29 protein-coding genes and 1 tRNA gene are annotated in these 26,996 nt (G+C 49.7%); 24 read left to right on the top strand and 6 right to left on the bottom strand.

What is annotated here, in order from left to right:
- The first annotated feature begins 17 nt into the window (after positions 1-17).
- The 9 genes from D6024_RS23160 (at position 18) to D6024_RS23115 (ending at position 7,890) form a co-directional block, all read left to right on the top strand.
- Positions 18-392: an urease subunit beta gene (locus tag D6024_RS23160; RefSeq protein ID WP_121357194.1), complete on the top strand. Its 375-nt coding sequence runs from the start codon at positions 18-20 to the stop codon at positions 390-392.
- On the top strand, positions 389-2,110 hold the full coding sequence (gene ureC, locus D6024_RS23155) for an urease subunit alpha (RefSeq protein ID WP_121357193.1): 1,722 nt from the start codon (positions 389-391) through the stop codon (positions 2,108-2,110). The genes D6024_RS23160 and ureC overlap by 4 nt, the downstream gene beginning before the upstream one ends.
- Positions 2,111-2,136: 26 nt before the next feature.
- Positions 2,137-2,652 (top strand): urease accessory protein UreE, encoded by a 516-nt coding sequence (locus tag D6024_RS23150; RefSeq protein ID WP_121357192.1) that lies wholly within the window; start codon positions 2,137-2,139, stop codon positions 2,650-2,652.
- On the top strand, positions 2,645-3,334 hold the full coding sequence (locus D6024_RS23145) for an urease accessory protein UreF (protein WP_121357191.1): 690 nt from the start codon (positions 2,645-2,647) through the stop codon (positions 3,332-3,334). Before D6024_RS23150 ends, D6024_RS23145 begins: the two co-directional genes overlap by 8 nt.
- A 371-nt stretch (positions 3,335-3,705) precedes the next feature.
- A complete protein-coding gene (ureG, locus tag D6024_RS23135) occupies positions 3,706-4,344 on the top strand; it encodes an urease accessory protein UreG (protein ID WP_121357190.1) in 639 nt (212 codons plus the stop codon).
- Positions 4,335-5,156: an urease accessory protein UreD gene (locus D6024_RS23130; protein WP_121357189.1), complete on the top strand. Its 822-nt coding sequence runs from the start codon at positions 4,335-4,337 to the stop codon at positions 5,154-5,156. Before ureG ends, D6024_RS23130 begins: the two co-directional genes overlap by 10 nt.
- Complete coding sequence (locus D6024_RS23125; protein WP_121357188.1) at positions 5,146-5,847, top strand: hypothetical protein; 702 nt, start codon at positions 5,146-5,148, stop codon at positions 5,845-5,847. The genes D6024_RS23130 and D6024_RS23125 overlap by 11 nt, the downstream gene beginning before the upstream one ends.
- 221 nt (positions 5,848-6,068) lie before the next feature.
- Positions 6,069-6,278 (top strand): hypothetical protein, encoded by a 210-nt coding sequence (locus D6024_RS23120; protein WP_162944963.1) that lies wholly within the window; start codon positions 6,069-6,071, stop codon positions 6,276-6,278.
- 640 nt (positions 6,279-6,918) lie between these two features.
- On the top strand, positions 6,919-7,890 hold the full coding sequence (locus tag D6024_RS23115; RefSeq protein WP_121357186.1) for an ABC transporter ATP-binding protein: 972 nt from the start codon (positions 6,919-6,921) through the stop codon (positions 7,888-7,890).
- On the opposite strand, the gene D6024_RS23110 is transcribed toward D6024_RS23115, so the two are convergent.
- A complete protein-coding gene (locus tag D6024_RS23110; protein ID WP_121357185.1) occupies positions 7,885-8,730 on the bottom strand; it encodes an MBL fold metallo-hydrolase in 846 nt (281 codons plus the stop codon). The two genes, D6024_RS23115 and D6024_RS23110, sit on opposite strands and share 6 nt — an antisense overlap.
- A gap of 87 nt (positions 8,731-8,817) precedes the next feature.
- On the bottom strand, positions 8,818-9,138 hold the full coding sequence (locus D6024_RS23105; protein ID WP_121357184.1) for a GNAT family N-acetyltransferase: 321 nt from the start codon (positions 9,136-9,138) through the stop codon (positions 8,818-8,820).
- A 159-nt stretch (positions 9,139-9,297) separates the two neighbouring features.
- Between D6024_RS23105 and D6024_RS23100 the strand changes: the two genes are divergently transcribed.
- From D6024_RS23100 to trpA, 9 genes are all read left to right on the top strand, one after another.
- Entirely contained in the window at positions 9,298-10,713 is a 1,416-nt protein-coding gene (locus D6024_RS23100) for an anthranilate synthase component I family protein (protein ID WP_121357183.1), read from the top strand.
- 8 nt (positions 10,714-10,721) lie between these two features.
- On the top strand, positions 10,722-11,294 hold the full coding sequence (locus D6024_RS23095; protein WP_121357182.1) for an anthranilate synthase component II: 573 nt from the start codon (positions 10,722-10,724) through the stop codon (positions 11,292-11,294).
- Positions 11,295-11,396: 102 nt separating this feature from the next.
- Positions 11,397-12,389: an anthranilate phosphoribosyltransferase gene (gene trpD / locus D6024_RS23090; RefSeq protein ID WP_121357181.1), complete on the top strand. Its 993-nt coding sequence runs from the start codon at positions 11,397-11,399 to the stop codon at positions 12,387-12,389.
- Positions 12,390-12,456: 67 nt separating this feature from the next.
- Entirely contained in the window at positions 12,457-13,233 is a 777-nt protein-coding gene (gene trpC / locus D6024_RS23085) for an indole-3-glycerol phosphate synthase TrpC (protein WP_121357305.1), read from the top strand.
- Positions 13,234-13,351: 118 nt separating this feature from the next.
- Positions 13,352-14,035 carry a phosphoribosylanthranilate isomerase gene (locus D6024_RS23080; RefSeq protein WP_121357180.1) on the top strand — a complete coding sequence of 228 codons (684 nt, stop codon included), beginning with the start codon at positions 13,352-13,354 and terminating at the stop codon, positions 14,033-14,035.
- Positions 14,022-14,381, top strand: coding sequence for a cupin domain-containing protein (locus D6024_RS23075; protein WP_121357179.1), 360 nt, complete (start codon positions 14,022-14,024; stop codon positions 14,379-14,381). The genes D6024_RS23080 and D6024_RS23075 overlap by 14 nt, the downstream gene beginning before the upstream one ends.
- Positions 14,382-14,460: 79 nt before the next feature.
- A complete protein-coding gene (gene trpB, locus D6024_RS23070) occupies positions 14,461-15,720 on the top strand; it encodes a tryptophan synthase subunit beta (RefSeq protein WP_121357178.1) in 1,260 nt (419 codons plus the stop codon).
- Between the two features lie 65 nt (positions 15,721-15,785).
- Positions 15,786-16,208, top strand: a complete 423-nt coding sequence (locus tag D6024_RS23065; protein WP_121357177.1) for a DUF695 domain-containing protein — start codon at positions 15,786-15,788, stop codon at positions 16,206-16,208.
- Entirely contained in the window at positions 16,205-16,975 is a 771-nt protein-coding gene (gene trpA, locus D6024_RS23060; RefSeq protein ID WP_121357176.1) for a tryptophan synthase subunit alpha, read from the top strand. The genes D6024_RS23065 and trpA overlap by 4 nt, the downstream gene beginning before the upstream one ends.
- A gap of 76 nt (positions 16,976-17,051) precedes the next feature.
- On the opposite strand, the gene D6024_RS23055 is transcribed toward trpA, so the two are convergent.
- A tRNA-Gly gene (locus D6024_RS23055) sits at positions 17,052-17,124 on the bottom strand.
- A 104-nt stretch (positions 17,125-17,228) separates the two neighbouring features.
- Between D6024_RS23055 and hisH the strand changes: the two genes are divergently transcribed.
- Genes hisH through hisF form a run of 4 tightly spaced genes read left to right on the top strand, consistent with a single transcriptional unit; the run spans position 17,229 to position 19,713 of the window.
- Positions 17,229-17,822, top strand: coding sequence for an imidazole glycerol phosphate synthase subunit HisH (gene hisH, locus D6024_RS23050; protein WP_121357175.1), 594 nt, complete (start codon positions 17,229-17,231; stop codon positions 17,820-17,822).
- 30 nt (positions 17,823-17,852) lie between these two features.
- On the top strand, positions 17,853-18,203 hold the full coding sequence (locus tag D6024_RS23045; protein ID WP_121357174.1) for a four helix bundle protein: 351 nt from the start codon (positions 17,853-17,855) through the stop codon (positions 18,201-18,203).
- 29 nt (positions 18,204-18,232) lie between these two features.
- On the top strand, positions 18,233-18,952 hold the full coding sequence (gene hisA, locus D6024_RS23040; RefSeq protein WP_121357173.1) for a 1-(5-phosphoribosyl)-5-[(5-phosphoribosylamino)methylideneamino]imidazole-4-carboxamide isomerase: 720 nt from the start codon (positions 18,233-18,235) through the stop codon (positions 18,950-18,952).
- Positions 18,953-18,954: 2 nt separating this feature from the next.
- Positions 18,955-19,713, top strand: coding sequence for an imidazole glycerol phosphate synthase subunit HisF (gene hisF, locus D6024_RS23035; protein WP_121357172.1), 759 nt, complete (start codon positions 18,955-18,957; stop codon positions 19,711-19,713).
- 219 nt (positions 19,714-19,932) lie between these two features.
- Here hisF and D6024_RS23030 read toward each other — a convergent pair whose 3' ends face one another.
- Entirely contained in the window at positions 19,933-21,042 is a 1,110-nt protein-coding gene (locus D6024_RS23030) for a DUF2911 domain-containing protein (RefSeq protein ID WP_121357171.1), read from the bottom strand.
- A 681-nt stretch (positions 21,043-21,723) separates the two neighbouring features.
- Between D6024_RS23030 and D6024_RS23020 the strand changes: the two genes are divergently transcribed.
- Positions 21,724-24,282 (top strand): WG repeat-containing protein, encoded by a 2,559-nt coding sequence (locus D6024_RS23020; RefSeq protein WP_121357169.1) that lies wholly within the window; start codon positions 21,724-21,726, stop codon positions 24,280-24,282.
- A 69-nt stretch (positions 24,283-24,351) separates the two neighbouring features.
- Here the strand turns inward: D6024_RS23020 and dcd are convergent, their stop codons facing one another.
- Positions 24,352-24,888: a dCTP deaminase gene (gene dcd / locus D6024_RS23015; RefSeq protein WP_121357304.1), complete on the bottom strand. Its 537-nt coding sequence runs from the start codon at positions 24,886-24,888 to the stop codon at positions 24,352-24,354.
- Between the two features lie 70 nt (positions 24,889-24,958).
- Here dcd and D6024_RS23010 point away from each other — a divergent pair, with 70 nt between their 5' ends.
- A complete protein-coding gene (locus tag D6024_RS23010) occupies positions 24,959-25,639 on the top strand; it encodes a 4'-phosphopantetheinyl transferase family protein (RefSeq protein ID WP_121357168.1) in 681 nt (226 codons plus the stop codon).
- A gap of 22 nt (positions 25,640-25,661) precedes the next feature.
- On the opposite strand, the gene D6024_RS23005 is transcribed toward D6024_RS23010, so the two are convergent.
- On the bottom strand, positions 25,662-26,984 hold the full coding sequence (locus D6024_RS23005) for a DUF2130 domain-containing protein (RefSeq protein ID WP_121357167.1): 1,323 nt from the start codon (positions 26,982-26,984) through the stop codon (positions 25,662-25,664).
- Between the last annotated feature and the right edge of the window lie 12 nt (positions 26,985-26,996).

Here is a 26,996-nt window from a genome sequence, read left to right as displayed (position 1 = left end):
CACGACTCATTTTACACATGATTCCCGGCGAATACATTTTAACGGACGGCGCGATTGAAGGCAACGCAGGACGTGCGACGGCGAAACTTACCGTGGTCAATACCGGCGACAGGCCCGTGCAGGTCGGATCGCATTTTCATTTTTTTGAAGTCAACCGGCAAATGGCATTTGACAGGGCAAAAGCCTTTGGCATGCGCCTCGACATACCGGCCGGAACGGCTGTGCGTTTTGAGCCGGGCGAAGAAAAGGAAGTGGCGCTGGTGAGCTTTGGAGGCGCAAAAAAGGTCTACGGCTTCAGTGGTCTTGCCAATGGCGATGTCCTTTCGGAAACAACCAAAGCAACCGCTCTGGAAAAAGTAAACAACCAATCGTTTAAAACCAGTCCCGAATGAGTTTTCGTATCAGCCGGATAAAATATGCCAACATGTATGGTCCTACAACAGGGGATAAGATTCGCCTGGCGGACACGGACCTGTTTATCGAGATTGAAAAAGATTTCACTGTTTACGGAGACGAAGCAAAGTTTGGCGGCGGCAAAACCATCCGCGATGGTATGGCCCAATCGGCAAGGGCAAAGCGGGACGAAGGGGTGCTGGACATGGTGATCACCAGCGTAGTGGTCATCGATCATTGGGGTATTGTCAAAGGCGATATTGGCATCAGGGAGGGAAAAATTGTGGGCATCGGGAAGGCCGGCAACCCCGATACGATGGATGGCGTCAGTCCCAACATGGTCATTGGGGCGTCCACCGAGGTCCATGGCGGCGCAGGCCTGATTGCCACTGCCGGCGGTATCGATACACACATTCATTTTATCTGTCCGCAACTGGTCGACCATGCGCTGTTTAGCGGCATTACCACCATGCTGGGAGGCGGCACGGGACCAGCCGACGGCACCAATGCCACAACCGTAACGCCGGGTGCCTGGTCTATCCGGAAAATGCTGGAGTCGGCCGACGCGTTTCCCATGAACCTTGGCTTTTTCGGGAAAGGCAATTGTTCGTCCACCGAACCGCTTGCAGAGCAGATCGAAGCCGGGGCCTGCGGATTGAAAATACACGAAGACTGGGGTTCTACACCGGCTGTCATTGATGCGGCGCTGCAGGTGGCCGACGCCTACGACATCCAGGTGGCCATTCACACCGACACCCTGAATGAAGGCGGCTTTTTGGAGGATACGATCAACGCCATCAACGGAAGAGTGATCCATACCTTTCATACGGAAGGAGCCGGCGGCGGACATGCGCCGGATATCATCAAGGCGGCCATGTATCCCAACGTGCTGCCGTCGTCGACCAACCCGACAAGGCCGTTCACGGTCAATACCATCGACGAACACCTGGACATGCTGATGGTTTGTCATCACCTCGATAAAAATGTCCCGGAAGACGTGGCCTTTGCCGATAGCCGCATTCGCCCCGAAACCATTGCGGCGGAAGACATTTTGCACGACATGGGCGTTTTCAGCATGATGAGTTCCGATTCGCAGGCCATGGGGCGGGTGGCCGAAGTGATCACCCGTACCTGGCAGACAGCCGATAAAATGAAAAAGCAACGCGGCTTCCTGCCGGAAGATAGCGAAGCGCAGAACGACAATTTCCGTGTAAAGCGGTATGTCGCCAAATACACAATCAACCCGGCCATTACGCATGGCATTGCAGCGATGGTGGGTTCACTGGAACACGGCAAGCTGGCAGACCTCGTGCTTTGGAAACCGGCACTGTTTGGTGCCAAGCCGGAAATGATCATCAAAGGCGGGATGATCATCGGCAGCAAAATGGGCGATCCCAATGCGTCCATTCCCACACCGCAGCCGGTGATCTACCGGCACATGTTCGGTGCTTTCGGAAAGGCGTTGCACCAGACCTGCCTGACCTTTGTGTCGCAGGCGGCAATCGATAACGGGACTATTCAAAATTATTCGTTGCAAAAACGGGTGATGGCGGTAAAGGGGTGCCGGGCCGTTTCAAAAAAGGATTTGATCCACAACGATCAAACACCGCAAATTGATGTGAATCCCGAAAACTATGAAGTCAAAGTGGACGGCGTTCACCTGACCTGTGAACCGGTGACCGTCGTGCCGCTGGCGCAACGGTATTTTTTGTTTTGATTTTTGAAGCCTTAAAAGGATGTGATATGGTTATTAAAGAAAAGCTGGGCAACCTCGCCACCTTCCGCGACGAAGGCCGTGCGATCGATCGCCTGCCGCTGGAGTGGTACGAAACCCGCAAGCGAATCCTGCACAAGCGCACGGGTTCGGGAAAAGAAATTACGCTGAAGTTCCTGGCGGAAGCGCAATACCTGCAACAGGATGACGTGCTATACGCCGATGAAAAATGCATCGTCGTGGTGGAGGTGCTGGCAACCGATGCAATCGTGCTCAGGCCGGCCTCACTGTACCAGGTGGCGTATGCGGCGTATGAGATTGGCAACAAGCACCTGCCGCTTTTCTTTGAGGAAGATTGTCTTCTTCTTCCGTTCGAAGCCCCCGTGTACCGGCAGTTGCAGGCAGCGGGTTTTGAACCGCTAACGCAAAAGCGCAAACTGCTCCATCCGCTTCGTACGACTGTTCTGCCTCACACACATCCGGGTGAGAACAGGGAAAGTTTTTTTTCAAAAATTTTGAAACTCACGGCGCCATCCAATGACTAGTGCGCAACTGCTTTCGCTTTTGCAGCTTTCCGATCCGACATTGCCGATCGGCGGTTTCTCGCATTCGGCCGGTTTGGAAACCTATGTGCAATACGGGATTGTCAAAGACAAGGTGAGTGCGAACGAATTTATCCGGGCACAATTGGCACAAAACCTTTTCTATACCGATGCGGCCTTTGTCTCACTGGCCTACGATGCAGCACAGGAGAAGGACGTCTGGGCCCTGGTGCGGCTGGATGCCGAATGCACGGCTGTCAAACTGCCGCGGGAAATGCGGCAGGCCAGTCAAAAGCTGGGACTGCGGCTGCTGAAGATTTTTACACCGCATTGTGCCAATTCGCTTGCCGATGCCTTTTGGAAAGAAATCGAAAGCAATGTTGCTGCGGGACATTATTGTGTCGTTTTTGGGTTGTTTGCATCTGTACTGAACATTCCCAAACAGGAAGCCCTGAGTGCATTCTTTTACAATGCTGCGGTGGGGATGGTAACCAACAGCGTCAAGTTGATCCCGCTGGGACAACAGGACGGGCAGGAAATCCTGTTTTCCCTTCATCACCTGATTACGGATTTGGCTGGAAAGGCGCTCACTCCGGACAGGACGTTGATCGGCTGGTGCTGCACCGGATTCGATCTGCGTTGCATGCAACACGAACAATTGTATTCGCGGTTGTATATGTCGTGAGGAAATTGAAGATTGAATATTGAAGATTGAATATTGAAGATTGAATATTGAAGATTGAAGATTGAAGATTGAAGATTGAAGATTGAAGATTGAAGATTGAAGATTGAAGATTGAAGATTGAAGATTGAAGATTGAAGATTGAAGATTGAAGATTGAAGTAAAATAGAATCAGGCAAGATAGAAAAGGATACTATTAGTGCCGGGTTTTGGAATTTCACGCAGTTCTTCCAATTCAGTAAAGCCGGCAATGAAGACAAAATCAAAATAAAACAGCGACGGCTGCCGGTTGCAGAAAAGAGATTCCAGGCGCACAAGTGTGCGACGCAACCGGTGCTCAATCGAAGCAAAAGACCCTGGTCACAACAATAAAAATGCAAGATAGAACCTACGTTAAAATTGGAATTGCCGGCCCGGTTGGGTCAGGCAAAACCGCGCTGATCGAACGCTTGAGCCGGCAGATGAACAAAGACTACAGCCTCGCAGTAATCACCAACGATATCTACACAAGAGAGGATGCCGAGTTCCTGACGCAGAATAGCCTGCTTCCACCCGAACGGATCATCGGCGTGGAAACAGGCGGCTGCCCGCACACGGCTATCCGTGAAGACGCCAGCATGAACCTTGAAGCCGTGGAGGAAATGGCGGCTCGCTTTCCCGACCTGCAGATTCTTTTTATCGAAAGCGGGGGTGACAATCTTTCGGCCACCTTCAGCCCCGACCTCGCTGATGTGACCATCTTCGTGATCGACGTTGCCGAAGGCGATAAAATTCCGCGCAAAGGTGGTCCCGGTATCACGCGGTCCGACCTGCTGATCATTAATAAAATCGACCTTGCTCCCTATGTGGGTGCCAGCCTGGAGGTGATGGAGCGTGACGCCAAAAAAATGCGCAGGGGAGAGCCCTTTGTTTTTACCAACCTGATGTCGCTGGAAGGGTTGGATAAAGTGATTAGCTGGATTAAAAAATATGCACTGACCGAAGAGGGCGAAGAGGTTCTTTTATGCCGTTAACTGCCAGCCTCCATATCGCAACAGCCTTGCGGCAGGGACGGACGATCGTTTCCCGGTCCTTCTGTACACAGCCCTTCAAAATCGTTAATACAACAGAGGATAAGCTGCGGGCAGACCTCCAGCTCATGCTCATGAACGCATCGCCGGGTATCCTTGACAATGATGGGTACGACCTGGCGATTGACGTAGCAGAAGGGTGCATGCTGACAGTGGAAACCCAGTCCTACCAACGCGTTTTCCAGATGAAACAGGGGGCCGTGCAGAAATTTGTCGTACGGTTGAAAACTGCCAGCACGTTTGCCTTTCTGCCGCACCCGTTGGTATTGCACAAGGGCGCCGTGCTCCGCTCGCAGGCCGCCATTTATTTGGAGAAGGGGTGTCGCTTGCTTTGGGGAGAAGTGATCAGCTGTGGCCGGAAACTCAACGGCGAGATCTTTCAGTTCTCACTTTATCACGGGCTTACGGAAATCTTCCTGAATGAACGGCTGGTCGTAAAAGAAAACCTCGTTCTGCAACCCGGCGAAACCAATCTGCACGCCATCGGACAATGGGAAGGGTTTACACACCAGTCTACATTGCTTTTTATCGATGAACAAGTCAACGTACAGGCCACCATCGATCTCGTGGTGCAAACGCTGGACAATCTTGCGGGCATTCGTTTCGGTGTTAGCGCACTGCCGGTAAACGGGATCATAGTGCGCATGCTCGGATACAAAGCCGAAGAATTGTTTACCCTGCAACGACAGCTCGGGTCAGTACTGCAAACGGCACTAGTTGGTTCACCCAAAAAACTGGAATCGCATGTCGCCTGAATTGGAAGTGCTGGCCTTGACGGCCATCAGCGTTTCATTTTTGCACACCATTGCCGGCCCCGATCATTACCTGCCTTTCCTGGCGTTGGCAAAGGCAAGAGGCTGGGGGTGGGGTCGAACTGTTTTCTGGACGATTGTCTGCGGATGCGGGCATGTGTGGAGTTCCGTGTTGCTGGGTCTCGGCGGAGCTGCTATTGGCTGGTCGCTTTCGAAACTCAGCTGGCTCGAATCGGTACGCGGAGGCCTGGCCGGTTGGGTCTTGCTGGGTTTTGGCGCCGCCTACGCCACCTGGGGACTCTTCCGGGCAAGGCAAGACCATGTGCACAAACATTTCGACCTTCATGCAGATGGTTCCATGTACGTTTACGAACATAAACACGGTGCGGCATTGACCCAACAGGAGCGCCACAAAGTGACTCCCTGGGTGATGTTTTTGATTTTTTTGCTTGGTCCCTGCGAACCCATGATTCCCCTGCTCTATTTCCCTGCAGCCAAAAATTCGTGGACGGGCATGACTCTACTGGTTGTGGTGTACACCATTTGTACACTGGCAACGATGATCCTGATGGTGACCGCCGGTTTTTACGGGTTTTCGTTGTTGAAAACAGAAAAACTGGAACGTTACATGCATGCAATCGGCGGGTTGTCCGTTTTGCTTTGCGGCGCCGGAATGGTGTTCATGGGTTGGTAGGTAGTTTCCCAGGCGGCAAAACAACTTTTACGGGTGTTGCAACCATTGCCGCTGTTGCCGACGGCAGCGTAGTCCTCTTTTTTTATCCAGGTGTGCAATTCTTTCTTTTATCAGGACGATCTTACAGTTGAATATATAGGCATGACGACGGTTCCGTTTCGAGCCTGGCAATGTGGAAAATTGCTGTGCCGGCAAATCGGCTGATCCTGTACTTTTATTCGATGAAAATGCACATTGCTGCCATCTGTTTCAATGAGCGGGAACTGGAGATTTATGTCAGCCAGTTACGGTCGCAGGGGTTTGAAAGCCTGAGTGAAGTGAAAAAAGCAGAAGACGGCTCATTTTTCCAGGCCATGGCCAGGACATCGAAAGGTGAAATGCCGGGGCAGGAAAAAGTCGTTGCAGAAGTGGCCGAAGCCGAAATTGCATAACCCGTTTGCGACACATAGGGACAAAAAAAAGTCCACTGTAGAAACAGCGGACGCTAACGATTGCTTGCTATATGAAAAGTAGTTGAGTTCGACTTAAAGGAAGAGCGTTCTGATCTCGTATCGTTTGCTCTTCTGGTACAAATGTAGAATCGATAAATAAAGTTGTTGCAACAACTTTTTCTCGGTGTTACTATGCCGAAACTGTTAAAGGAATGATTAAAACCCTTTCCTGTAAAGGGTTTCACGCATTTTTAATTACGATTGTAAGCGTGTTTTGGAGACGGAAAATCCTTTTTCCGGGTCTGTGTTTTCCCTTATTTTTTTCGAAGAATGCCGGACCGGTGGCCTGTAGCAACCGGCATCTTACCTGCGTGTAAAGCAGGAAAACAAACGTCAAACAGGTTCAGCGCATTGACCTTTGGGCGCAGCATGAGAAAAGTTGGCCTGGCAGACTGGTCTGCAAAACGGCGAACGGAAATAGCTTTGTAGCACCAATCGCATATCAGCCGGCAACACCTTTCGCTGCAATGCCAAGCGTATTTCTTTACAGTGCCGGACAATTCAACCTTTCCCGACCGCCGGGCGGCGGGAAAAGATTGGAAGCAAAACATGCAATGAAACGGGATACATTTGACCTTTTATGGATCTCCTGCATGTTTCGCGGCTTCGAAAATCGAATAAAGAGACACTTGTTCTGAACGACGTTAGTTTTTCCTACCAGTCATTCAAGCGTTTGGCGGTCGCCGGCGAAACCGGTTCGGGTAAAACAACCTTGCTCAAAGCAATTGCCGGCCTTGTTCAACCCGACAGCGGAAACATCTTTTTTGAAGGACAACGGGTAGCCGGGCCCGACGAAAAACTCTTGCCGGGTCACAAACACATTGCCTACCTGTCGCAGCATTTCGAACTGCGGAACAATTACAAACTCGACGATTATCTCGAAATGGCCAGCCTGGTGGGAGAAGAAGAGCGACACCGCATTTATGCCCTTTGCCAGGTCGATCACTTGTTGACACGGAGAACAGACCAGCTTTCCGGCGGAGAACGGCAACGCACGGCCCTGGCCCGCCTCCTGACAACGCTGCCACGGTTGCTGCTGCTGGACGAGCCTTTTTCCAACCTGGATGGAATTCACAAGCAAATCCTGAAAACGGTTCTTGACGACATCGTGCGGGAAGGCAAAACGGCCTGTATCATGGTGTCGCACGATCCCATGGATGTATTGCCCTGGGCGGAGGAAGTGCTGGTGCTGAAAGGAGGGACCATTATCCAAAAGGCGGCACCGGAAAAATTGTACCGCCAGCCTGTAAACGAGTATATCGGCGGATTGTTTGGCGACTACAACCTGCTGACTGCAGAAGAGGCCAAAACCATTTTTTCGATCGTGCCGGCGGAAGGGGAGAGGCTTTTTATCCGGCCGGAAAATATCCGTTTGGAAAAGACAGACGGTGGCGCTGGACTGGTCAGTGCGGCACACTTTTTCGGAAGTTATTACGAACTGGACGTGGTGTACGGGGCAACGAGGCTGTGGATCAAAACCAACAGCACCGGATTTCAAAAAGGAGACAGGGTGAAGGCTGCCGTAAACCGGGAAAACTGTTGGTATTTATAGCGAGGAATCAAATGTAAACGTCAACTGCGGCTGGGAGACATGAACGTCGAAATTATTTGGCGCCAGTTTGCTCAGCCCTTGAATTTGATAAACCGCTGATTCCTGGAAACGGCTGGCAACGATCATCTTCACGCCGTTGGCATGCGTGGTGAACAGTTCCTCCACCAGTTTGGGGCAGTTGTTGTTACGCGACAGGTGCGAGAGAAAAAGGTGCGAGAGCTGCTGCGACCGGTGCCCCAGGAAAAGATCGAGGGCTTCCCGGTTTGACAGGTGTCCCTGCCCGTTGCGGATGCGGTTTTTCAGGTACCAGGGATAGCTTCCCTTTAGCAGCATTTCTTCATCGTAGTTCGATTCCAAAAACGCCGCGTGGCACTGGCTGAAATGCCCGATTACATTTTCGCAGGCCCTGCCGATATCTGTGATGACGCCAACGTTCACCCCGTTTCCACTAACCGTAAAGCTGTACGGGTCGGCAGCATCGTGCCGCTTGGAAAACGCCGTGACCGTGAGGTCGCCAATGATAACGGGAACATCGCCGGAAAAATCGTTGAGCAATTCCTTTTCAAACCGGAGCTTGCTGTTCCGCAGTGTCGGCGTGGTAATAAAGATGGGGAGCTGGTGTTTTTTTGCCAGCACGGGCAAACCGGAAATATGGTCGGTATGCTCGTGCGAAACAAAAACGGCTTTTACGTTTTGCAGCGAAAGCCCCGACCGTTTCATCCGGGTCTCAATCTCTTTGCAGGGAATGCCCGCGTCGATCAGAACCGCTTCGGTTTCGTTTCCCACGTAATAGCAATTGCCGTTGCTTCCGGATGCGATTGAACAAACAAACAAGCTCATAGTGAACCACAAAGAAAAGGCTTTTGCTTCTTTTATTTTTCCTGGGAACCGGGTAAAAACCGCGGCTGGCCGCGGTTTGGCGAATATTTATGCAAGCAGGTCCGCCCATTCCGGCTTTTTGTCGAATACCGCCTTGGCAAACGGGCAGACCGGCGACACTTTCATACCGTGCATGCGGGCATAATCAGCTGTTTTGTGTACCAGTTCGTAGCCGATGTTGCCGTCACGGAGGGCTTCGTCCACTTCGGTATGTTCGATAATGAGGATGTTGTCGCTGCTTTTGGCATAAACGATTTCTGCAACTACGTCGCCTTCGTCTTCAACGAAAAACAGGCCCCGCTGCGGGTTTTCTTTATGTTGAATGGTCATCGTGTGTGTTTTTTTAAAGCTAAAAAAAAAGTTTGCCAAATCAGCTATTCTACCGCATATTTGCAATCAAATGAAATCAATCAACAATAAATTTTGGTGGTGGCATACAAACGCTGATCGGGGTTCTGTATAGCAATCGCTATTGTTTATTCACCATATTAGAACCCCGCTGCTTGCGGGGTTTTTTTATTAGTCTTTATGAAAAAGATTCAAATTGAAACAACGGTAAAGAAAATGCTCGCAGATGTGTACACACCTGTCGGCATCTACCTGCGCCTGCGTGATCGTTTCCACGATACCGTCCTGCTGGAAAGTACCGATCACCATGCGGCAGAAAACAGCTACTCGTTTATCTGTATCAACGCCATTGGCGGTATCGAGATCAAGGATGGCGTGGTGGAAACAAAGTTCCCTGGTCAAAATGCGGAACAAACGTCGCTGCGCACCAACGAAGAGCTGAAAAACATTCTTTGGGACTTTACACAGCAGTTCGAGGTAAGGTCCGAAAATCCCAGGCTGACCCGGTTTGCGCAGGGCTTGTTTGGCTATTTTACCTTCGATGCCGTCCAGTTTTTTGAAACGATTCAATTCCGGGAGCCGGAAGACACCAGCAACCAGATCCCGTTTGCCCGTTACCGGCTGTACCAATACGTTATTGCCATCAATCACTACCGCGACGAATTGTTGCTGCTGGAAAACAAGCTGGCAGGGATCGAGAGCGAAGGGGCAGTTGTGGAAAGCCTGATTAACAGCAAGGACGTTCCTGTCTATCCCTTCAAAGTCGTGGGTGATGAAAGCTCTAACATGGAGGACAGCGATTACAGGGAGATCGTAAAAAAAGGAATTGCCAGTTGCCACCGTGGCGACGTGTTCCAGATCGTGCTGAGCCGCCGTTTTCAGCAGCGGTTCGCCGGCGACGAATTCAATGTTTACCGGGCCCTGCGCAACATCAACCCGTCTCCTTATCTCTTCTTTTTCGATTATGGCGACTACAAACTGGCCGGCTCCTCGCCGGAAGCACAACTGATCATCCGCAACGGAAAGGCTGTGATCCACCCGATTGCCGGAACGTTCCGCCGCTCGGGTGATGACAGGATTGACGAGCAACGGGCCGACGAACTGACCAAAGACCCGAAAGAAAATGCCGAGCACGTTATGCTGGTGGACCTGGCAAGAAACGACCTGAGCACGGTTTGCAGCAACGTGCAGGTAACGCACTACAAACAAATCCAGTTTTACTCCCACGTCATTCACATGGTGAGCGAGGTGACCGGCGATGTGAAAGAAGGCACGAACCCGTTTGAAGTGCTGTTCAAGACCTTCCCGGCCGGCACATTGAGCGGGGCACCGAAATTCAAAGCCATGCAGTTGATCAATGCGTACGAGCCCACCGCACGGAGCTTTTATGGGGGCGCCATTGGCTTTGTCGGTTTTGACGGGTCCTGCAACCACGCGATCATGATCCGTACGCTGTTGAGTAAAGACAATACGCTTTACCTGCAGGGGGGCGCCGGCATCGTAGCCGCCAGCAACCCGGAAAGTGAACTGCAGGAAGTCAACAATAAATTAAATGCACTCAAATCTGCCATTCAAATGGCAGAGTCAATCTGTTAAGAACGGTGATGAAACTATTGGTTTTTGATAACTACGACTCGTTTACCTACAATCTTGTTCACCTGGTAAAACAAGTGGATGCAAGCATTGATGTAGACGTCTTTCGCAACGATGAAATTCCGCTGGAAAACGTGAAGAACTACGACAAGATCATTTTGTCTCCCGGTCCCGGTATCCCTTCCGAAGCCGGCCGGTTGCTGTCCCTGATCAGCGAATACGCAGCCAGCAAATCCATCCTGGGGGTGTGCCTGGGGCACCAGGCAATTGGTGAAGCTTTTGGCGGCACGCTGGTGAACCTGTCCACTGTTTACCACGGTGTGGCGCTCAATTGTCAATTGGATGTTGCCGATTGCCAGTTATTTAAAGGTTTGCCGGCGCAAATTCCCGTTGGTCGCTACCACAGTTGGGTGGTAAGCACTGAGGGCTTTCCCGACGTGCTGGAGGTAACGGCCAAAGACGACAACGGCTATATTATGGCGCTGCAGCACAAAACCTACGATATCCAGGGTGTGCAGTTCCATCCCGAAAGCGTACTGACACCCGACGGGGAAACCATTTTGCGAAACTGGTTAAAAGCCTGAACGGGATACGCGATGGTGGGGTAGTGGAATAATAAGATCGCAGTGAATAGGGGCCGGTTGATAGACAAAACAACGTGCAATTCGTGAAAAAATTTGTGTTTGATGAAAAAGATTTTACAACAATTATTTGAGCACAAAACCCTTACCCGCCAGCAGGCGAAGGAGATTATGCTCAACATTGCCAAAGGCACTTCCAACGATGTAGAACTGACGGCTTTTATGACCGTCTACCTGATGCGCAGCATCACCATCGCGGAGCTGCAGGGCTTTCGTGATGGACTGCTCGAGCTGGCGGTACCGGTCGATTTGAATGGTTACAAGGTGATGGACATTGTGGGTACCGGCGGCGACGGAAAAAACACGTTCAACATCTCTACGCTGTCCTGCCTCGTCGTGGCCGGCGCCGGTAAAAAAGTAGCCAAGCATGGCAACTACGGCGCGACCTCTGTGAGTGGGGCGTCCAATGTGATGGAAACCCTGGGATACAAATTCAAAAACAACAGCGACGGCTTAAAGAAGGAGTTGGACGAAGCCGGTTTTACCTTTCTTCATGCGCCGCTGTTTCACCCGGCCCTGAAAGCGGTGGCGACGATCCGCAAAAACATTGGCTTCCGCACTTTTTTCAATATGCTGGGACCAATGGTGAATCCGGCCAAGCCGGAATACCAGTTGGTGGGTGTTTACAACCTCGAAATGGCCCGTGTGTATAACTACCTGCTGCAGCAGGAAGGAAAGCCGTTTACCATTATTCACGGCCTGGATGGCTACGACGAGATTTCGCTGACTAACGACACGAAGGTGATCACCAATGCAGGCGAAAAAGTGCTCTCGGCCGAACAGATCGGCAAACGGGTGGTGTCGCCTGTCGATCTTCACGGCGGGGCAACGGTGGAAGAAGCGGCAAAGATTTTCCTGAAAATTTTGAAAGGGGAAGGCACCTGGGCACAGAATGCCGTGGTGCTGGCCAATGCAGCCATGGCACTCAATTGCATGGGCGAGTACGGGCAGTACGACGACGCTTACGATGCAGCCGTGGAAAGTCTTGAAAGCGGCAAGGCCTACCAGGCATTTCAAAAATTGATCGCATTGCAATAAGGCAAAATTCAAACGGCAAAAAATCAAAACCTGTCTTTTGATTTGATTGTACAACAATGGTTCTGTCATGAATATTTTAGAAACGATTATCGACCATAAAAAACGCGAAGTGGCGCAACGGAAAAAAGACTGGCCGGCGGATGTCCTGGAGAGCCAACGGTATTACAGCCGGCCCTGTTTTTCGCTGAAAAAATCCTTGCTTGACGAACGCAAGACCGGCATCATTGCCGAATACAAGCGAAAGTCGCCATCGAAAGGCGTTATCAACAACCGCGACAGCGTGGAGGCCGTGACCAAAGCCTATTTCGGCTACGGGGCTTCCGGCATTTCCATTCTGACCGACCAGAAGTTTTTTGGCGGCTCGCTCGATGACCTGGTGGCGGCAAGGGACAATGGTTTGCCGCTCCTGCGCAAGGATTTCATGATCGACGAGTACCAGCTGGTGGAAGCGAAAGCATTTGGCGCGGATGTTATCCTGCTGATTGCAGCCTGCCTCTCACCGCGGGAGGTCAGAACGCTTTCGACGGCGGCAAAAAACCTCGGGCTGGAAGTGCTGCTGGAACTGCACGAAGAAAGCGAGTTGGATCATATTTGCGACACGGTAGACCTGGTGGGTGTGAACAATCGCAACCTCAAAAATTTTGAGGTGGACCTCGAACATTCGGTTCGCCTGGCACAGCAGATCGATGACAGGTTTATCAAGGTGGCAGAAAGCGGGATCAATGATGTGAAGAATATTCAGTACCTGAAACAGCATGGATTTAGGGGCTTTTTGATCGGCGAATATTTTATGAAACAGCCAAGCCCGATGGCTGCGTTTAAAGAATTTGCGTATAGTTTATGATTGAGGGAAGGAACGTATCTTTAAAGCTTTCCGGCATCGGTGCTCAACGAAAACGGGCGAACGGATGCTGTGCTGCGATTGCTTTTGCTATTCGTCAAAAACACTTAAAAGCAATCCGATGAAAGTAAAGGTCTGCGGTATCACCCAACTCGAGCAACTCTACGCTTTGTCCGAAATGGAAGTCAATTACGCCGGTTTTATTTTTTACCCCCCGAGTCCGCGCTTTGTAACCAAAGCAGGAATGACCGGTCCCGAAGTGAAGAAAGCGCGGGTCAAGCTTTACAAAGTCGGCGTATTTGTAGATGCCTCGTATGAAGAAGTGATGCGGCGGATCGACGAATTTGGTTTGGATATGGTGCAGTTGCATGGACGGGAAACACCCTACGAATGCCAGAAGATTGTTGCCAATATTGATGTCATCAAAGCCTTCCGGTTTGCAGAAAACGACCACGTGATGTGGATGATCAAAGACTATTATGCCGACAGTGATTTTTTCCTTTTTGACACCGGCGTGCCGGCGCCAAAAGGCGAGCGGGAAAACAAAATGCTTTACGGCGGAACCGGGCGGAAATTTGACTGGAACCGCCTGCGTGACCTCGATATTCAAAAGCCCTTTTTCCTGAGTGGTGGCATCGAGCCAACCGATGCGGAACTGGTGAAGACCTTCATGGCGACCGGGGTGGCAAAGGATATGATTTCTGTAGATATCAACAGCCGGTTTGAGACGGCACCCGGCGTAAAGGACATGGAAAAAGTGAAACAATTTATTGCTGAATTAAAGACAGCCAATGGACAAGGTTAATCTACTTCAGAAATTTGCGCTGATCAGTGAGAATTGGAGTCCGAAAATTGTGGGTGAATTAAACGGGCAACAAGTGAAGCTGGCAAAGCTGAAAGGCGAATTCGTATGGCATCAACATACGGATGAAGACGAAGCATTCTTCGTACTCAAGGGAAGTTTTCGCATGGAGCTTCGGGATAAAAGTATTGAGCTGGCCGAAGGCGATATGCTGGTTGTTCCAAGAGGCGTGGAGCACAAACCGGTGGCCGATGAAGAAGTGTGGGTGATGTTGTTTGAACCGGCATCAACACTGAATACCGGCAACGTCCTGAATGAACAGACAAAATCTGAACTGGAATGGGTGTGATGAACGGGATGCTAACAAAAGTTGCCCCATCAATTTCAGGCAGCACACATACCCCGGTTCAATGATAAAATAAAATCAAATGAGTTATCACATAACCAGAAAATTGGAAGAGCAGGGATCTGCAGCGGAATACAAGCTTTCGCGGAGCAATTTTGTGCCGGACGAAAACGGCTACTACGGCCGTTTTGGCGGGGCCTACATCCCGGAAATGTTGCACCGCAACGTGGAAGAATTGCGGACACGCTACCTGGAGATCATGCACGAGCCTTCGTTTCAAGGCGAATACCAGCAATTACTTCACGATTACGTGGGCCGGCCAACACCGCTCTATTTTGCGGAGCGGCTGAGCAGGCAGTATGGCACGCAGATTTTCTTAAAGCGGGAAGATCTTTGTCATACCGGCGCACACAAAGTGAACAATACCGTAGGACAAATTCTGCTGGCCTTGCGCCTTGGAAAAAAACGGATTATTGCCGAAACAGGTGCAGGCCAGCACGGCGTGGCCACGGCAACAGTTTGTGCACTAAAGGGGATTGAGTGCATAGTGTACATGGGTGAAAAAGACATCGAGCGGCAGGCGCCGAACGTGGCCCGCATGAAAATGCTGGGTGCAAAAGTGATCCCGGCAACCAGTGGCAGCAAAACCCTCAAGGATGCAACCAATGAAGCTATCCGCGACTGGATCAACAACCCGCACGACACCCATTATATCATCGGCAGCGTGGTAGGGCCGCATCCTTATCCCGATATGGTGGCCCGTTTCCAGAGCGTGATCTCCAAAGAGGTGCGCTGGCAGTTGAAGGAAAAAACCGGTAGCGAATTGCCGGGTAAAGTGATCGCCTGTGTGGGTGGCGGCTCCAATGCAGCCGGCGCTTTCTATCATTTTTTGGACGAGAAAAGTGTTGAATTGATTGCCGTCGAAGCCGCGGGGGAAGGTGTGCATTCGGGTAAGAGTGCAGCCACCACGCAACTGGGGCGGGACGGCGTATTGCACGGCAGCCGCTCGCTGGTGATGCAAACGGAAGATGGCCAGGTGGTGGAACCGCACAGCATTTCGGCGGGGCTGGACTATCCCGGTATCGGGCCGCTGCATGCACACCTGTTCGACAGCGGTCGCGGACGGTTCCTGTCGGCAACGGATGAAGAAGCCCTGAAAGCCGCCTTTGAAGTGGCAAAGCTGGAAGGCATCATCCCAGCACTGGAAAGTGCACACGCCTTTTCGGCATTGAATCAATTGGAATTAAAAAAAGAAGAGACCATCGTGATCTGTCTGAGCGGACGTGGCGATAAAGACCTGGCCACCTACATGCGGGTGATGGAGCAGAATGATGAAATATAAATGCTGCATGTTGAATGGGAGAATCTTTATTCAGCATTTAGCATTCAAAATTTAAAATTTCAAACATGAGCAGCAAAACGGCAACATACACGGGATTTGAATTTGAAGTGGAAGGTTATCCGGCTCTGGCAATTATCAACAAAGACCTGGCTGATAAAGCCGTACAGGCAGAACATCCGAATGCCGTTCTGATCGAGATCATCCCGGATACCTACAATGAATTCGGTCACCCGGATGAAAAAGAATATGATTACCTGCTGGACGTGGAAAGCAAGATGATTGACTACCTGGAAGAGCAAACGCAAACCGTGCACGTGGGGCACACAACAGCGTTCCGCAAACGGGAGATCATTTTTTATACGAAAGAGGTGGAGAAGGTGGATGGCTTTCTGAATTACTACCTTTCAACGGTTGAACGGGAAACGTTTTACGAAATAGAGGCCGACCCGGAATGGATGAATGTTTCGGCTTTTTACGAATTGTTATGAGCAGACTTACAGAACTTTTTACACGCAAGAAGAACAATGTATTGAATGTGTACTGCACAGCAGGTTATCCTGAACTGAACAGCACCCTGGCTGTGATGAAAGCCCTGCAAAACAACGGCGCCGACCTCATTGAACTGGGAATGCCGTACAGTGACCCGCTGGCCGATGGCCCGGTGATCCAGGCAAGTGGTACAAAGGCTTTGCAAAATGGCATGACCATCGCGACGTTGTTTGAACAGTTAGCGGACTTTCGCAAGGAAATCACCGTGCCCGTGGTGCTGATGGGATACCTTAATCCGCTGTTGCAATACGGCTTCGAGAAATTTTGTGCAAAGGCGGCCGAGGTGGGTATTGATGGCCTGATCATTCCGGACATTCCCATGTTTGAATACGAAAAAGAATACGCTGCCGTCATTCAAAAGCAGGGCCTTGACTTTATCTTTTTGGTAACGCCGGAAACGTCGGAAGAAAGGATCAAAAAACTCGATAGCCTGAGCACCGGCTTTTTGTATGCTGTTTCGTCGTCGAGCATCACCGGCTCGGACAAAGACTTTTCTCCCGTGGAATCTTACTTGCAAAGGTTGCAGGGAATGGGCTTGAAAAATCCCGTCCTGGTAGGCTTTGGCATTAAAGACAAGGCAACGTTTGCTATGGCAGCGAAATACACGGCCGGTGCAATCATTGGCAGTGCCTACATCAAAGCCCTGGAAAACGGAAACGATGTGGAAACGGCAACGAAAGAATTTTTAACGGGAATATTGAGGTAGGAATGATAAAAGAAAAATGAGGAATCTCGAATGATCGTCTAGTTAAAATTCAACATTCAACATTCCTCATTTCCTGAGCGGAAGACGGGACTCGAACCCGCTACCTACAGCTTGGGAAGCTGTCGCTCTACCAGGTGAGCTACTTCCGCGGACGACGTTACAAGTTTAAGGTTTAATGTTTAAAGTTACAAGCGTCGCTGGCTTTCTCTTCCACCAAACATTAAACCTTGAACACTAAACTTTAAACATTAGTATGAAACTGGCAATTATCAAATACAACGCGGGAAATATCCAGTCGGTGCTGGTGGCCCTCGAGCGGCTGGGCGTTCAGGCAGAAGTGACCGACAAAGCCGAAAAAATAAAGGCAGCGGATAAGGTGATTTTTCCCGGTGTGGGAGAGGCGAGTAGCGCCATGAACAGCCTGCGCCAGAACAACCTGGATCAGGTGATCAAAGAGCTGGAACAACCGGTGCTCGGCATTTGCGTGGGTATGCAGTTGTTGTGTGAGCATTCGGAAGAAAATGATACGACCTGTTTGGGCATTGTGCCTGTAAAGGTGAAGAAATTTCAAAGCGGCAAGGAGCTGATCAAAATTCCACAGGTTGGCTGGAACACGATCTACGATTTGAAATCAGACCTTTTCAAGAACGTTCCGGAAAACAGCTACATCTACAACGTGCACAGCTACTATGCCGACGACAGTGAGTATACCATTGCGAACTGCAATTACGGCCTGGAGTATGCGGCAGCGGTGAAAAAGGATAACTTCTACGGCGTGCAGTTTCACACGGAAAAAAGCGCCGAAACGGGCGATCAGATCATTAAAAACTTTTTGGAACTTCTGTAATGTTGAATGCTAAATGCTAAATGTTGAATAATGAATAAAGACAATCTCATTGTTTCAATGACATTTGATTTTGCTTTACAAATAATCGAGCTGTACAAAAAAATGACAGATCAAAAGGAATTTGTCCTTTCCAAACAGCTTTTACGATCAGGGACAAGTATCGGTGCAAATGTTGAGGAAGCAGTGGCCGGTCAGACCAAAAAAGACTTTATAGCGAAAATGGCAATTGCGTCCAAAGAAGCAAGAGAAACTCGGTATTGGTTACGGTTGTTGGAAAAAAGTAAACTTGTTCAGGTGGAATATGAAAATCATTTAAATGCCATTGAAAATATCATAAATGTTCTTACCAAGATTGTAAAAACAGCGCAATCCACTATTTAAAATTCAACATTCAACATTCAACACTTCTAATGGAAATCATTCCCGCTATTGACATCATTGAAGGCAAATGCGTGAGGCTGACGCACGGCGATTATTCGCAGAAAAAAATTTACAACGAACACCCTTTAGAGGTGGCCCGGCAATTTGAAGATGCCGGCTTGCGGCGCTTGCATCTCGTGGACCTCGATGGCGCCAAAGCCGGCGCCGTGAAGAACTGGAAGGTGCTGGAAATGATTGCCGGCAAAACATCAATGATCGTGGATTTTGGCGGCGGCATCAAATCGGAAAAAGATGTGCAGATTGTCTTTGACTCCGGTGCAGCATTGGCTACGGTTGGCAGCATGGCCGTAAAGGAAAAAGAAACCTTTGTGCAATGGCTGCAAAAATGGGGAGCGGAAAAGTTCCTGCTCGGTGCGGATGTCAAAGGAGAGAAACTCACCATCAGCGGCTGGCTGGAGCAAACGGAAATCTGGATCTATGACTTTATCGAGGACTACCTGCAAAAAGGCGTGAAGCAAATCTTCTGCACCGATGTTGCCAAGGACGGCGCATTGGAAGGTCCCTCTACGGAGCTGTACAAAAGCATTATTAAAAAATTTCCGGACCTGCACTTTATCGCCAGTGGTGGCGTGAGTTCGATAGATGATGTATACCAACTGCAGGACATTGGCTGCAGGGGCGTCATCATTGGCAAAGCCATTTATGAAGGTAGGATCGCATTGACCGACTTAAAAAAGCTGAATACATAATTATGCTGGCAAAGAGAATTATACCTTGTTTGGATATCAAAGACGGAAGAACGGTGAAAGGCACCAATTTCGTCAACCTGCGTGATGCCGGCGACCCGGTGGAACTGGCGGCGAATTATGCCAAACAGGGCGCCGATGAACTGGTGTTTTTGGACATCACGGCAACAGTGGAAAGACGAAAGACGCTGGCCGAACTGGTAAAGCGTGTAGCCCACACCATCAATATCCCGTTTACTGTTGGTGGCGGCATTAAAACCGTGGAAGACGTGTCTGTATTGCTGAATAACGGCGCGGACAAAATCTCTATCAACACGGCGGCCTTTCAAAACCCGCAAGTCATTACCGATATTGCCAATACGGCGGGCAGCCAGTGTGTCGTTCTGGCCATTGATACCCGGCAGGAGGAAGACGGCGAATGGTATGTGTACCTGCATGGCGGCCGTACAAAAACCAATGCCAAATGTTTCGACTGGGCTAAAAAAGCCGTTGACCTGGGCGCCGGGGAAATCTTGCTTACGTCCATGAATCACGATGGTACGAAAGCCGGTTTTGCATTGGACATTACCCAACAATTTTCCGATGCCTTGCCCATTCCCATCATTGCTTCCGGTGGTGGCGGCACGATGCAGCATTTTGCCGACGTTTTTCTCAAGGCGCATGCCGATGCGGCCCTGGCAGCCAGCGTCTTCCACTTCAAGGAAATTGAAATACCGGCGCTGAAAACTTTTCTCGCGAAGCAAAATATTGCCGTGCGTCTTTGAACCACAGAGGCCAAGGTCAGACGGAGAACCTGCAGCCGGTCGGTTCTGCCTGTTAATCACAAGAATAAAAAAAACGCCACTAAAGACATGACGGAGTGACAATCAGCAGAGCGGAAAAATCTATTCTGCACCACGAAAAGACCTAGACCATATCAGAATGAGAATGCGCTAATAAATATCCCAATATCCAATATCTAATATCTATTATCTATTATCCCCTCAATTTACATCCTGTCCTTTCTTTAGCTTATCGATCATCGCCGCCACGCTGTTTTTGTTTTGTGCATCGGGAGCAAGCGGCAAGGCCTGTTCGGCATATTTCAATGCATTTTTAAAATCACTGTTAGCCGAATAACCCCTGGCCAGTCCAACCAGCGTGGTAAACTGCGCCGGGTTTTTCTTGTAGTTCGCCTGGAAAACATCCATGGCTTCCTTCGGTTTTTTCATGGCGATGAGCGAACGGGCATACATGTGCATTTCATTCATACTTGCCAGCGGTAAAGCCTGTTTCATCAGCACCATCGCTTCGTCTTCTCTTCCCAGCTTTTGCAGGATCTGGGCCTTGGTGGCTTTCGGGGTAAAGAGGGCAGCGCCGCCAAACGACGGTCCCGAAGCCGAATCGGCCCACTGCAAGGCCTGTTCCAGGTTCACATTGTGTTGCAGGCACCATTGGGCTGCCTGGTTCCAGGCCAGCCAGAAAAAGCCTTTCTCGGTGCGCAACTCATTTTGAAAGGACGCAATCTGGTCGTGGATATAATCCGTCTCCACTTTAAAGGGAAATTGCAGGGCCTCCCATTCGAGGGCAACTGTTGCAGCATTCTCGGTTTGATTTAAGAATTCGTACTTCAGCCATTCCACGCTTTTGTCCATTTTCACGGGCTTTACCTTTACCCGCAGCGCATCTTCTTTGTCGTTGTAATAAAAGCTGCCCCACGAGGTGGAGTTATTGGAAAAGATGACAGTCGATTCGTTGGGGTCATACGCAATAAAAAGGCCGTACTTTCCTTTCTTCAACGGCTGTCCTTCGATCTTTACGTCATTCGAAAACTCGATGGTAGTGTTCTCGTTGGCACCGGCCCGCCAGGGCGCTGCCTTGCTGTTGCCAAACCCCTGGTCGATGTATCCAACCGGCACCAGGCCTCCCCAGATCTTTCCTTCGCGGCCTTTTACACCAGGACGGTCGTAATGGATGGTGACATCAGTCAGTCCAATGCGTTCGCCCACGAAAGCTTTTTTATTGCCGCCGCTGGGCAGTTGGGTTAGGGTGATTTGGGCAAACGTGGATGAAAGAAAACTTGTGAATAGCATTCCAACCAGCAAACGTTTCATGGCAGTTATTTTACGTTTGAATCTATGGCAAACCAGAGAGTACGGTCCTGGGTTTTTTATTGATGTGGTAAACAAAAAAGGAGCGGTCAATGCGTTGGATAAGTGGTGATAAACCGGAAGGAATCAAGTATCTTATTTTTATCTTTATAATATCCTTCTCCTAAAAAACAAATTGACTGGATGTAGAATTTATCCTAAGGAATGACACTCGAAATAACCCAGCTATTCTTCGTTTTAAACTGTCATTCGGATGAAAAGGTACTTCGTCGTATTGCTGTTGATTGCAACCGGACTTTTGTTCCTGCCATTTATCTCAGGCGCTGTCCAGGCGAAGAAAGCTTTTTTTACTTTCCAAAAGGTGAGGGGCAATCCGGCAAAACAAAACAAATGCTACCAGTGGGTGGACGACGGTTTCCCAAAACTTCACTGAAGCAATGATTCACAAGAGGGGCGGTTTTCTTTTCAGGATATGAATGGTAAAAGGTTGCAGGCGGGACGGTTCGAGCTCGGCCACTTGTCTGCCACATCTCTACTGCGATTTATGAGTATACCAGGAACCGGTAAAACATTGTTGGTGTGTAAAGTTGGCCGTACACCGTCTCTTTCGTTAAAGGAGTAGTCTTCAGCCGGAAGCCGGCAACGTGCAGCTCTTTAAATCGACAACACTAAAAAAATCATGACATGAAAGCAGTTCTTTTTTGGCTTTTTAACCTGTTGTTCTTTACGTCCTGTTCGCATGCGCAACCTTCGTTAAATTACTACAAGGAGGCGAATGGCAAGTTCGGATTTAAAAATAAAGAGGGCCAAATTGTGATTCCAGCAAAGTATGAGAATGTGAGTGATTTTAGAGAAGGATTGGCAGCCGTCAAGCAAAATGGCAATTGGGCCTTTGTGGATAAAACCGGCAGAGAGATTACGCCGTTTAAATACGAAAATACAGGCAACTTCAACGAGGGGTTTGGTGCCGTTAAACTGAACGGAAAGTGGGGTTTTGTAAACAAGGAGGGCAAAGAAATAAGCCCGGTAAAATATACCTATGTCGATGATTTTAACGAGGGAATGGCTGCCGTTAAACTGGAGGATAAATGGGGCTTTATCAACAGTGCGGGAAGGGAGGTGACGGCCCTGAAATACGATGCCGTAAATATCTTTCACAAGGATTTGGCTGCTGTGGCCATGGGCAAGAAATGGGGGTTTGTGGATAAGGCCGGAAACGAAGTTGTACCTGTTAAATACCAGTCATGCACGAGTTTCCCCGAGGGTTTATTGGGCGTGCAGTTAAACGACAAATGGGGCTTTGTGGATAAAACCGGTAAGGTGGTAGTGCCTTTCATCTATGATCATGTTTGGAATTTTAGGGATCGCCTGGCCGCTGTTGAATTGAGCAAGAAATACGGTTTTATTGATAAAACCGGGAAGGAAGTGATACCCCCGAAATATGACGGCTTTCGCAGTTTTAAAGAAGGAATGGCTGCCGTTGAGTTGAATAAAAAAATGGGATTTATCGACAATACGGGCAAAGAAGTGATCCCCTTGAAATGGGACGCTTCGCGGGATTTTAGCGAAGGCCTGTCGGCGGTTTTCGTGGACGGTAAATGCGGCTTTATTGATAAAACCGGGAAGTTAGTCATCAGCCTGAAATACGATGGAACGTTCGACTTTCACAACGGCGAGGCCAAAGTGATTCAGAACGGCGTTTATTCGACCATTAACCATCCGCAAAAATCTGCCATGGATGCACAGGAAGCGTTGGAAGTCTTCAAGACTGCCGACGGTAAATACGGTTTCAAAAACAAATCAGGCCAGGCAGTGATCCAGGCAAAATACCAGGATGGGTTTTCGTTTGTAGAAGGTTTGGGAGGCGTAAAGCGAAACGATAAATGGGGCTTTGTCGACAAAACCGGCAAGGAAGTCATTCCGCTAAAATACCAGGCTGTCCTTGGCTTCAGTGAAGGGCTGTCTTTAGTTGTCTTAAACGATAAATCCGGCTATGTTGATAAAACGGGAAGGGAGGTGATTCCCCTAAAATACGATGATGGATTCTTTTTTAGTGATGACAGGGCAGCCGTACAGGTGAACGATAAATGGGGCTTTATCGATAACACGGGGAACGAAGTGGTTGCACCAAAATACCAGCGCGTTGGAAATGACTTTATTATGGGATTTCAGGACGGCTTTGCCGCCGTCCAGTTGAACGGCAAATGGGGTTTTGTGGACTGGACAGGGAAGGAGGTGGTGCCACCGAAATACCAGGACGTTGATGTTTATTTTGGCTTCAGTGAAGGCCTGGCCGCGGTTGAATACAACAATCAATGGGGCTTTGTCGACAAGACCGGCAGGGAAGTGATTCCTCCCCAATATGACCAGGCCGAAGCTTTTATCGATGGCAAAGCCAAAGTGAAAAAAGACGGGCGGGAATTTGAAATCAATAGGCCCTCCTCCACGACAGCCTCCGCTCCCCAAAGCGTAAGCCTGAAAACGGAAACCGGGGAAGAGACGGTAAAACCTGCCATACCTCCCCTTCCCATGAACGGCAGCATTGACCCGGCTATTGTCGGAACCTGGCGGTACCACGATCCGGGGATGAACTTTAATGGCTATTATATCTTCCGGGCTGACGGTACCTATGACTATTGGTCAGACTTGTTGACTTCATCTGCACCGCCACCAAATCATAAAAATTTTTGGAGGGTTGATGGCGGGGTGATCGCGTTTCTTCCCGAAGGAAAAAAAGAGGTTCTGCCGCTCAGACTTCTGAAGCGAAATGATCCGCAAAACGGGCCGGCCCTAGTGATCGAATGGGGGCAGGGTACAGGAGAATACAGGCCCTACTTCCCAATGACACAGAGAAAGCCATGGGATGTCAGCAATGCACCAACACCATCGCCGGGTAGAAATGCTACCGTTGTTCCCGTAAAACTTGTGGAGCCCCCTGTAAAGCTCAATGGCACGGTTGATCTTTCTATCGTTGGTTTATGGAAAACGGCATGGAATAAAGAAGACTATTACATGGACCTGAGAGCGGATGGAACAGAAGAGACCTGGTCGTCGCCTGTTGCAAAAAAAGCGAAGGGTTATTGGCGGGTTGATAACGGATACCTGGAGGTGTTTTTTGAAGGGGGAAAGAAAACAGACAGGTTTCAATTTTCCAAAGTGAACGACCTGGTAAAAGGCAAGCCAACGGTTGTCATTGCATCAGCGGTATACTATCCTGTAACAGACAGGGAAATGTGGAAATAGCGGGTAGATCCGTGATTGACGGGTTGAGGGGACTTGTTGGAAATCTTTTTAGCGGAATAAATCGGTCCCTTAAAACCTGTTCTTCCACATCATGCTCTCAACGGGGCGGTTGGGTTGACCACTGTACTTGGCATTCGCTTTCTGGTTATACTTTATTTCGATCTCGCCATCGACAGGGAAATAAATGAGCTGGCCCACCGGCATACCGGCATAGACTTTCACCGGTTGTTTGACGGAAATTTCCAGCGTCCAGTTGCCACAAAACCCAACATCGCCTTTGCCCGCCGTTGCATGAATGTCGATGCCCAAACGACCGGTCGACGATTTGCCTTCAAGGAAGGGGACATGCACATGCGTTTCGGTATATTCCAGGGTAACACCGAGGTAAAAAATATGCGGGTACAAAACAAAGCCTTCTTCGGGAATGTCAAAGTACTCAATCTCGTTGTGCTTTTTCGCGTCCAGGATGTGTTCGCGGTAAGTAGCCAGCGTTTTCCCCAGGTGCACATCATAGCTGTTGCTGCCCAGGCACTCGCGGCTGTAGGGCACAATCTTGATGGTGCCTTGCTCCATCTCCTCCAAAATACGTTTGTCCGATAAAATCATGAACGATTTGTGGTTTGACGTTTGAAATTTGATCTTTGATCCCGGCAAAATAAACCCGGAACAGCAAACAATGCCCATTTTTTTTCAACAGGAAATCGACGATCGAACAAGACTGGCCATCTGGAAGATTGAAGAGGAGGAAGCATTTTTCCACGTACCGCTGCAGCGGGAGATCACCCATCCCCACAAGCGGCAGCAACACCTTGCCGGACGTTACCTGTTGCGCTTCCTGTTCCCGGATTTTCCGTTGGAGCTGATCAGGATTGCCGACACACGAAAGCCCTATCTCGAAGACGAAGCCTATCACTTTTCCATTTCACACTGCAGCGACTATGCCGCCGTTATCGTGAGTAAGAACAAACGCGTCGGACTCGATATCGAAGTGCCATCGCCAAAAGTGGAAAAGATCAAGCACAAGTTTTTGCACGAAGAAGAGCTGGCCATGGTGAGTGAAAACAGCCGCAAGCTCCAGGCAGCAAGCAACAAGCAGGAATACACGCCATACAACGCAAACGCCAAACGCCAAACTCCCGACTCCAAACTCACCTTGCTTTGGTCGGCCAAGGAAGCCATATTCAAATGGTGGAGCTATGGCAACGTCGACTTTAGTGAAATGATAAGGCTGCAGCCATTTTCGCTGCAGCCTTCCGGAAGTTTCGAGGGAGCTTTTCGATCCGAAAAGCAGGAGTGGCCGTTAACGGTACATTACCGGTTGTTCGACCAGCTTTGCCTGGCCTGGGTGGTAAAATAAGTGCCGTTTCCTTTTGGGTCCGCTACTTTACCAGCAAGGGCTGTTCGTGGCCATTTTCCGATCCCTCGTCCAGCAGCGGGATATTGCCCACCGATGCGCCAGCAATGCCTTTGATCGACCCATATAAGCCCGATGTGCTCAACAGCACTTTTTGCAATTGTTTCTCCCGCTCTTTCCACAGCTTTTCCATTTGGAGGCGTTCTTTCTCAATCGAGATTTTCATCGCCAGGAAACCTTCCACGATCGACTCCATCTGCTGGCGGAATTCAATACCGGTCAGGTAGTCGTAAAGCATCTGCATTTTTTCGCCCTTGTTTTCCTCGCCTTTTTTTGTTTCGGCGATGCGGATGATAGTGTGGCGCATGGCAGTCGTCAGGGCAATTACTTCGCCAAACGAGCAAACCCAAACGCCATCCAGTTCGCCAAAGCATTTGAAGTCTTTGGGATAAGCCTGGGTGACAATGATGGCAACATCGGCGCCCTTGGCCCGCATATCGGTCTTTAATTTTTCGATCCACGATTGCTGGAAGGTCTTGGTGCGCTTGCTTTCAAAGATGATCTTTCCGCAATCCTGTCCCAGGTGGTTGCGCACGATCTGGATGCAGTCGGCGCCTTCCACACCCTTGCCCACTTCGCCAACGATATCAAACGGGAAATGGTCTTTCAGCATTTCTTCGAGCAGCAGTTCCTGTACTTCGCCCTGGCGCTGCATGGAGCCCTGCTCGGCTCTTTTCTTCATTTCTTCAATCAGCTTTTTTTGCTCGTCCAGTTGCATTTGCAGGTCCTTCATCCGGAAAAGATGTTCTTCCTCTTTGATGGCAATGCGTTGCTCTTCGTCCTTCCGGAATTGTTCGAGGAGGCCGGCTTTTTCCTGCAGCAGCTTTTTTTGAAGTTGCAGTTCCAGTTCGCTTTCCTTGGTCTGCAGCTCTTTTTCGCGGCGCATGAACTCCAGTTCTTTTTGTTGGGCCGTCCGCAGTTTTTCTTCTTTTTCCCGCTCGGACTCTTTCAAGACGCGCAACTGGTTTTCGTAATCCTGGCCGATGGATTTGCGGAGTTGTTGCTGCAACTCGGCCTGCAGCTTTTCTTTTTCCGAGGCCGCCTGCTGCTCCAGCCTTTGCCGCTCCTGCTGCAACCGCTCCTGGAAGATCTCGTTTTGCTTTTTGCGTTTTTCTTCAAATTCGGTTTGCTGGGCTTCCAGCCTTCTTCGTTCACTTTCGATCTGGGAGAGGGATTGCTGGAGTTTTTTCTCGTATTGCAGCTTCAGCTTTTGCTCCACATCAGAAGACAAAACCTCCTCCACGTCAAACGCATGCGAGCAATTGGGACATTTTATGTGCGTAGCCATTGCGGTTCTTTT

Origin of the sequence: Flavisolibacter nicotianae, from assembly GCF_003628535.1 — a bacterium.
Classification (GTDB): domain Bacteria; phylum Bacteroidota; class Bacteroidia; order Chitinophagales; family Chitinophagaceae; genus Flavisolibacter; species Flavisolibacter nicotianae.
The sequence above is the reverse complement of the archived record's forward strand: the minus strand, read 5'-3'. Positions and strand labels throughout refer to the sequence as shown.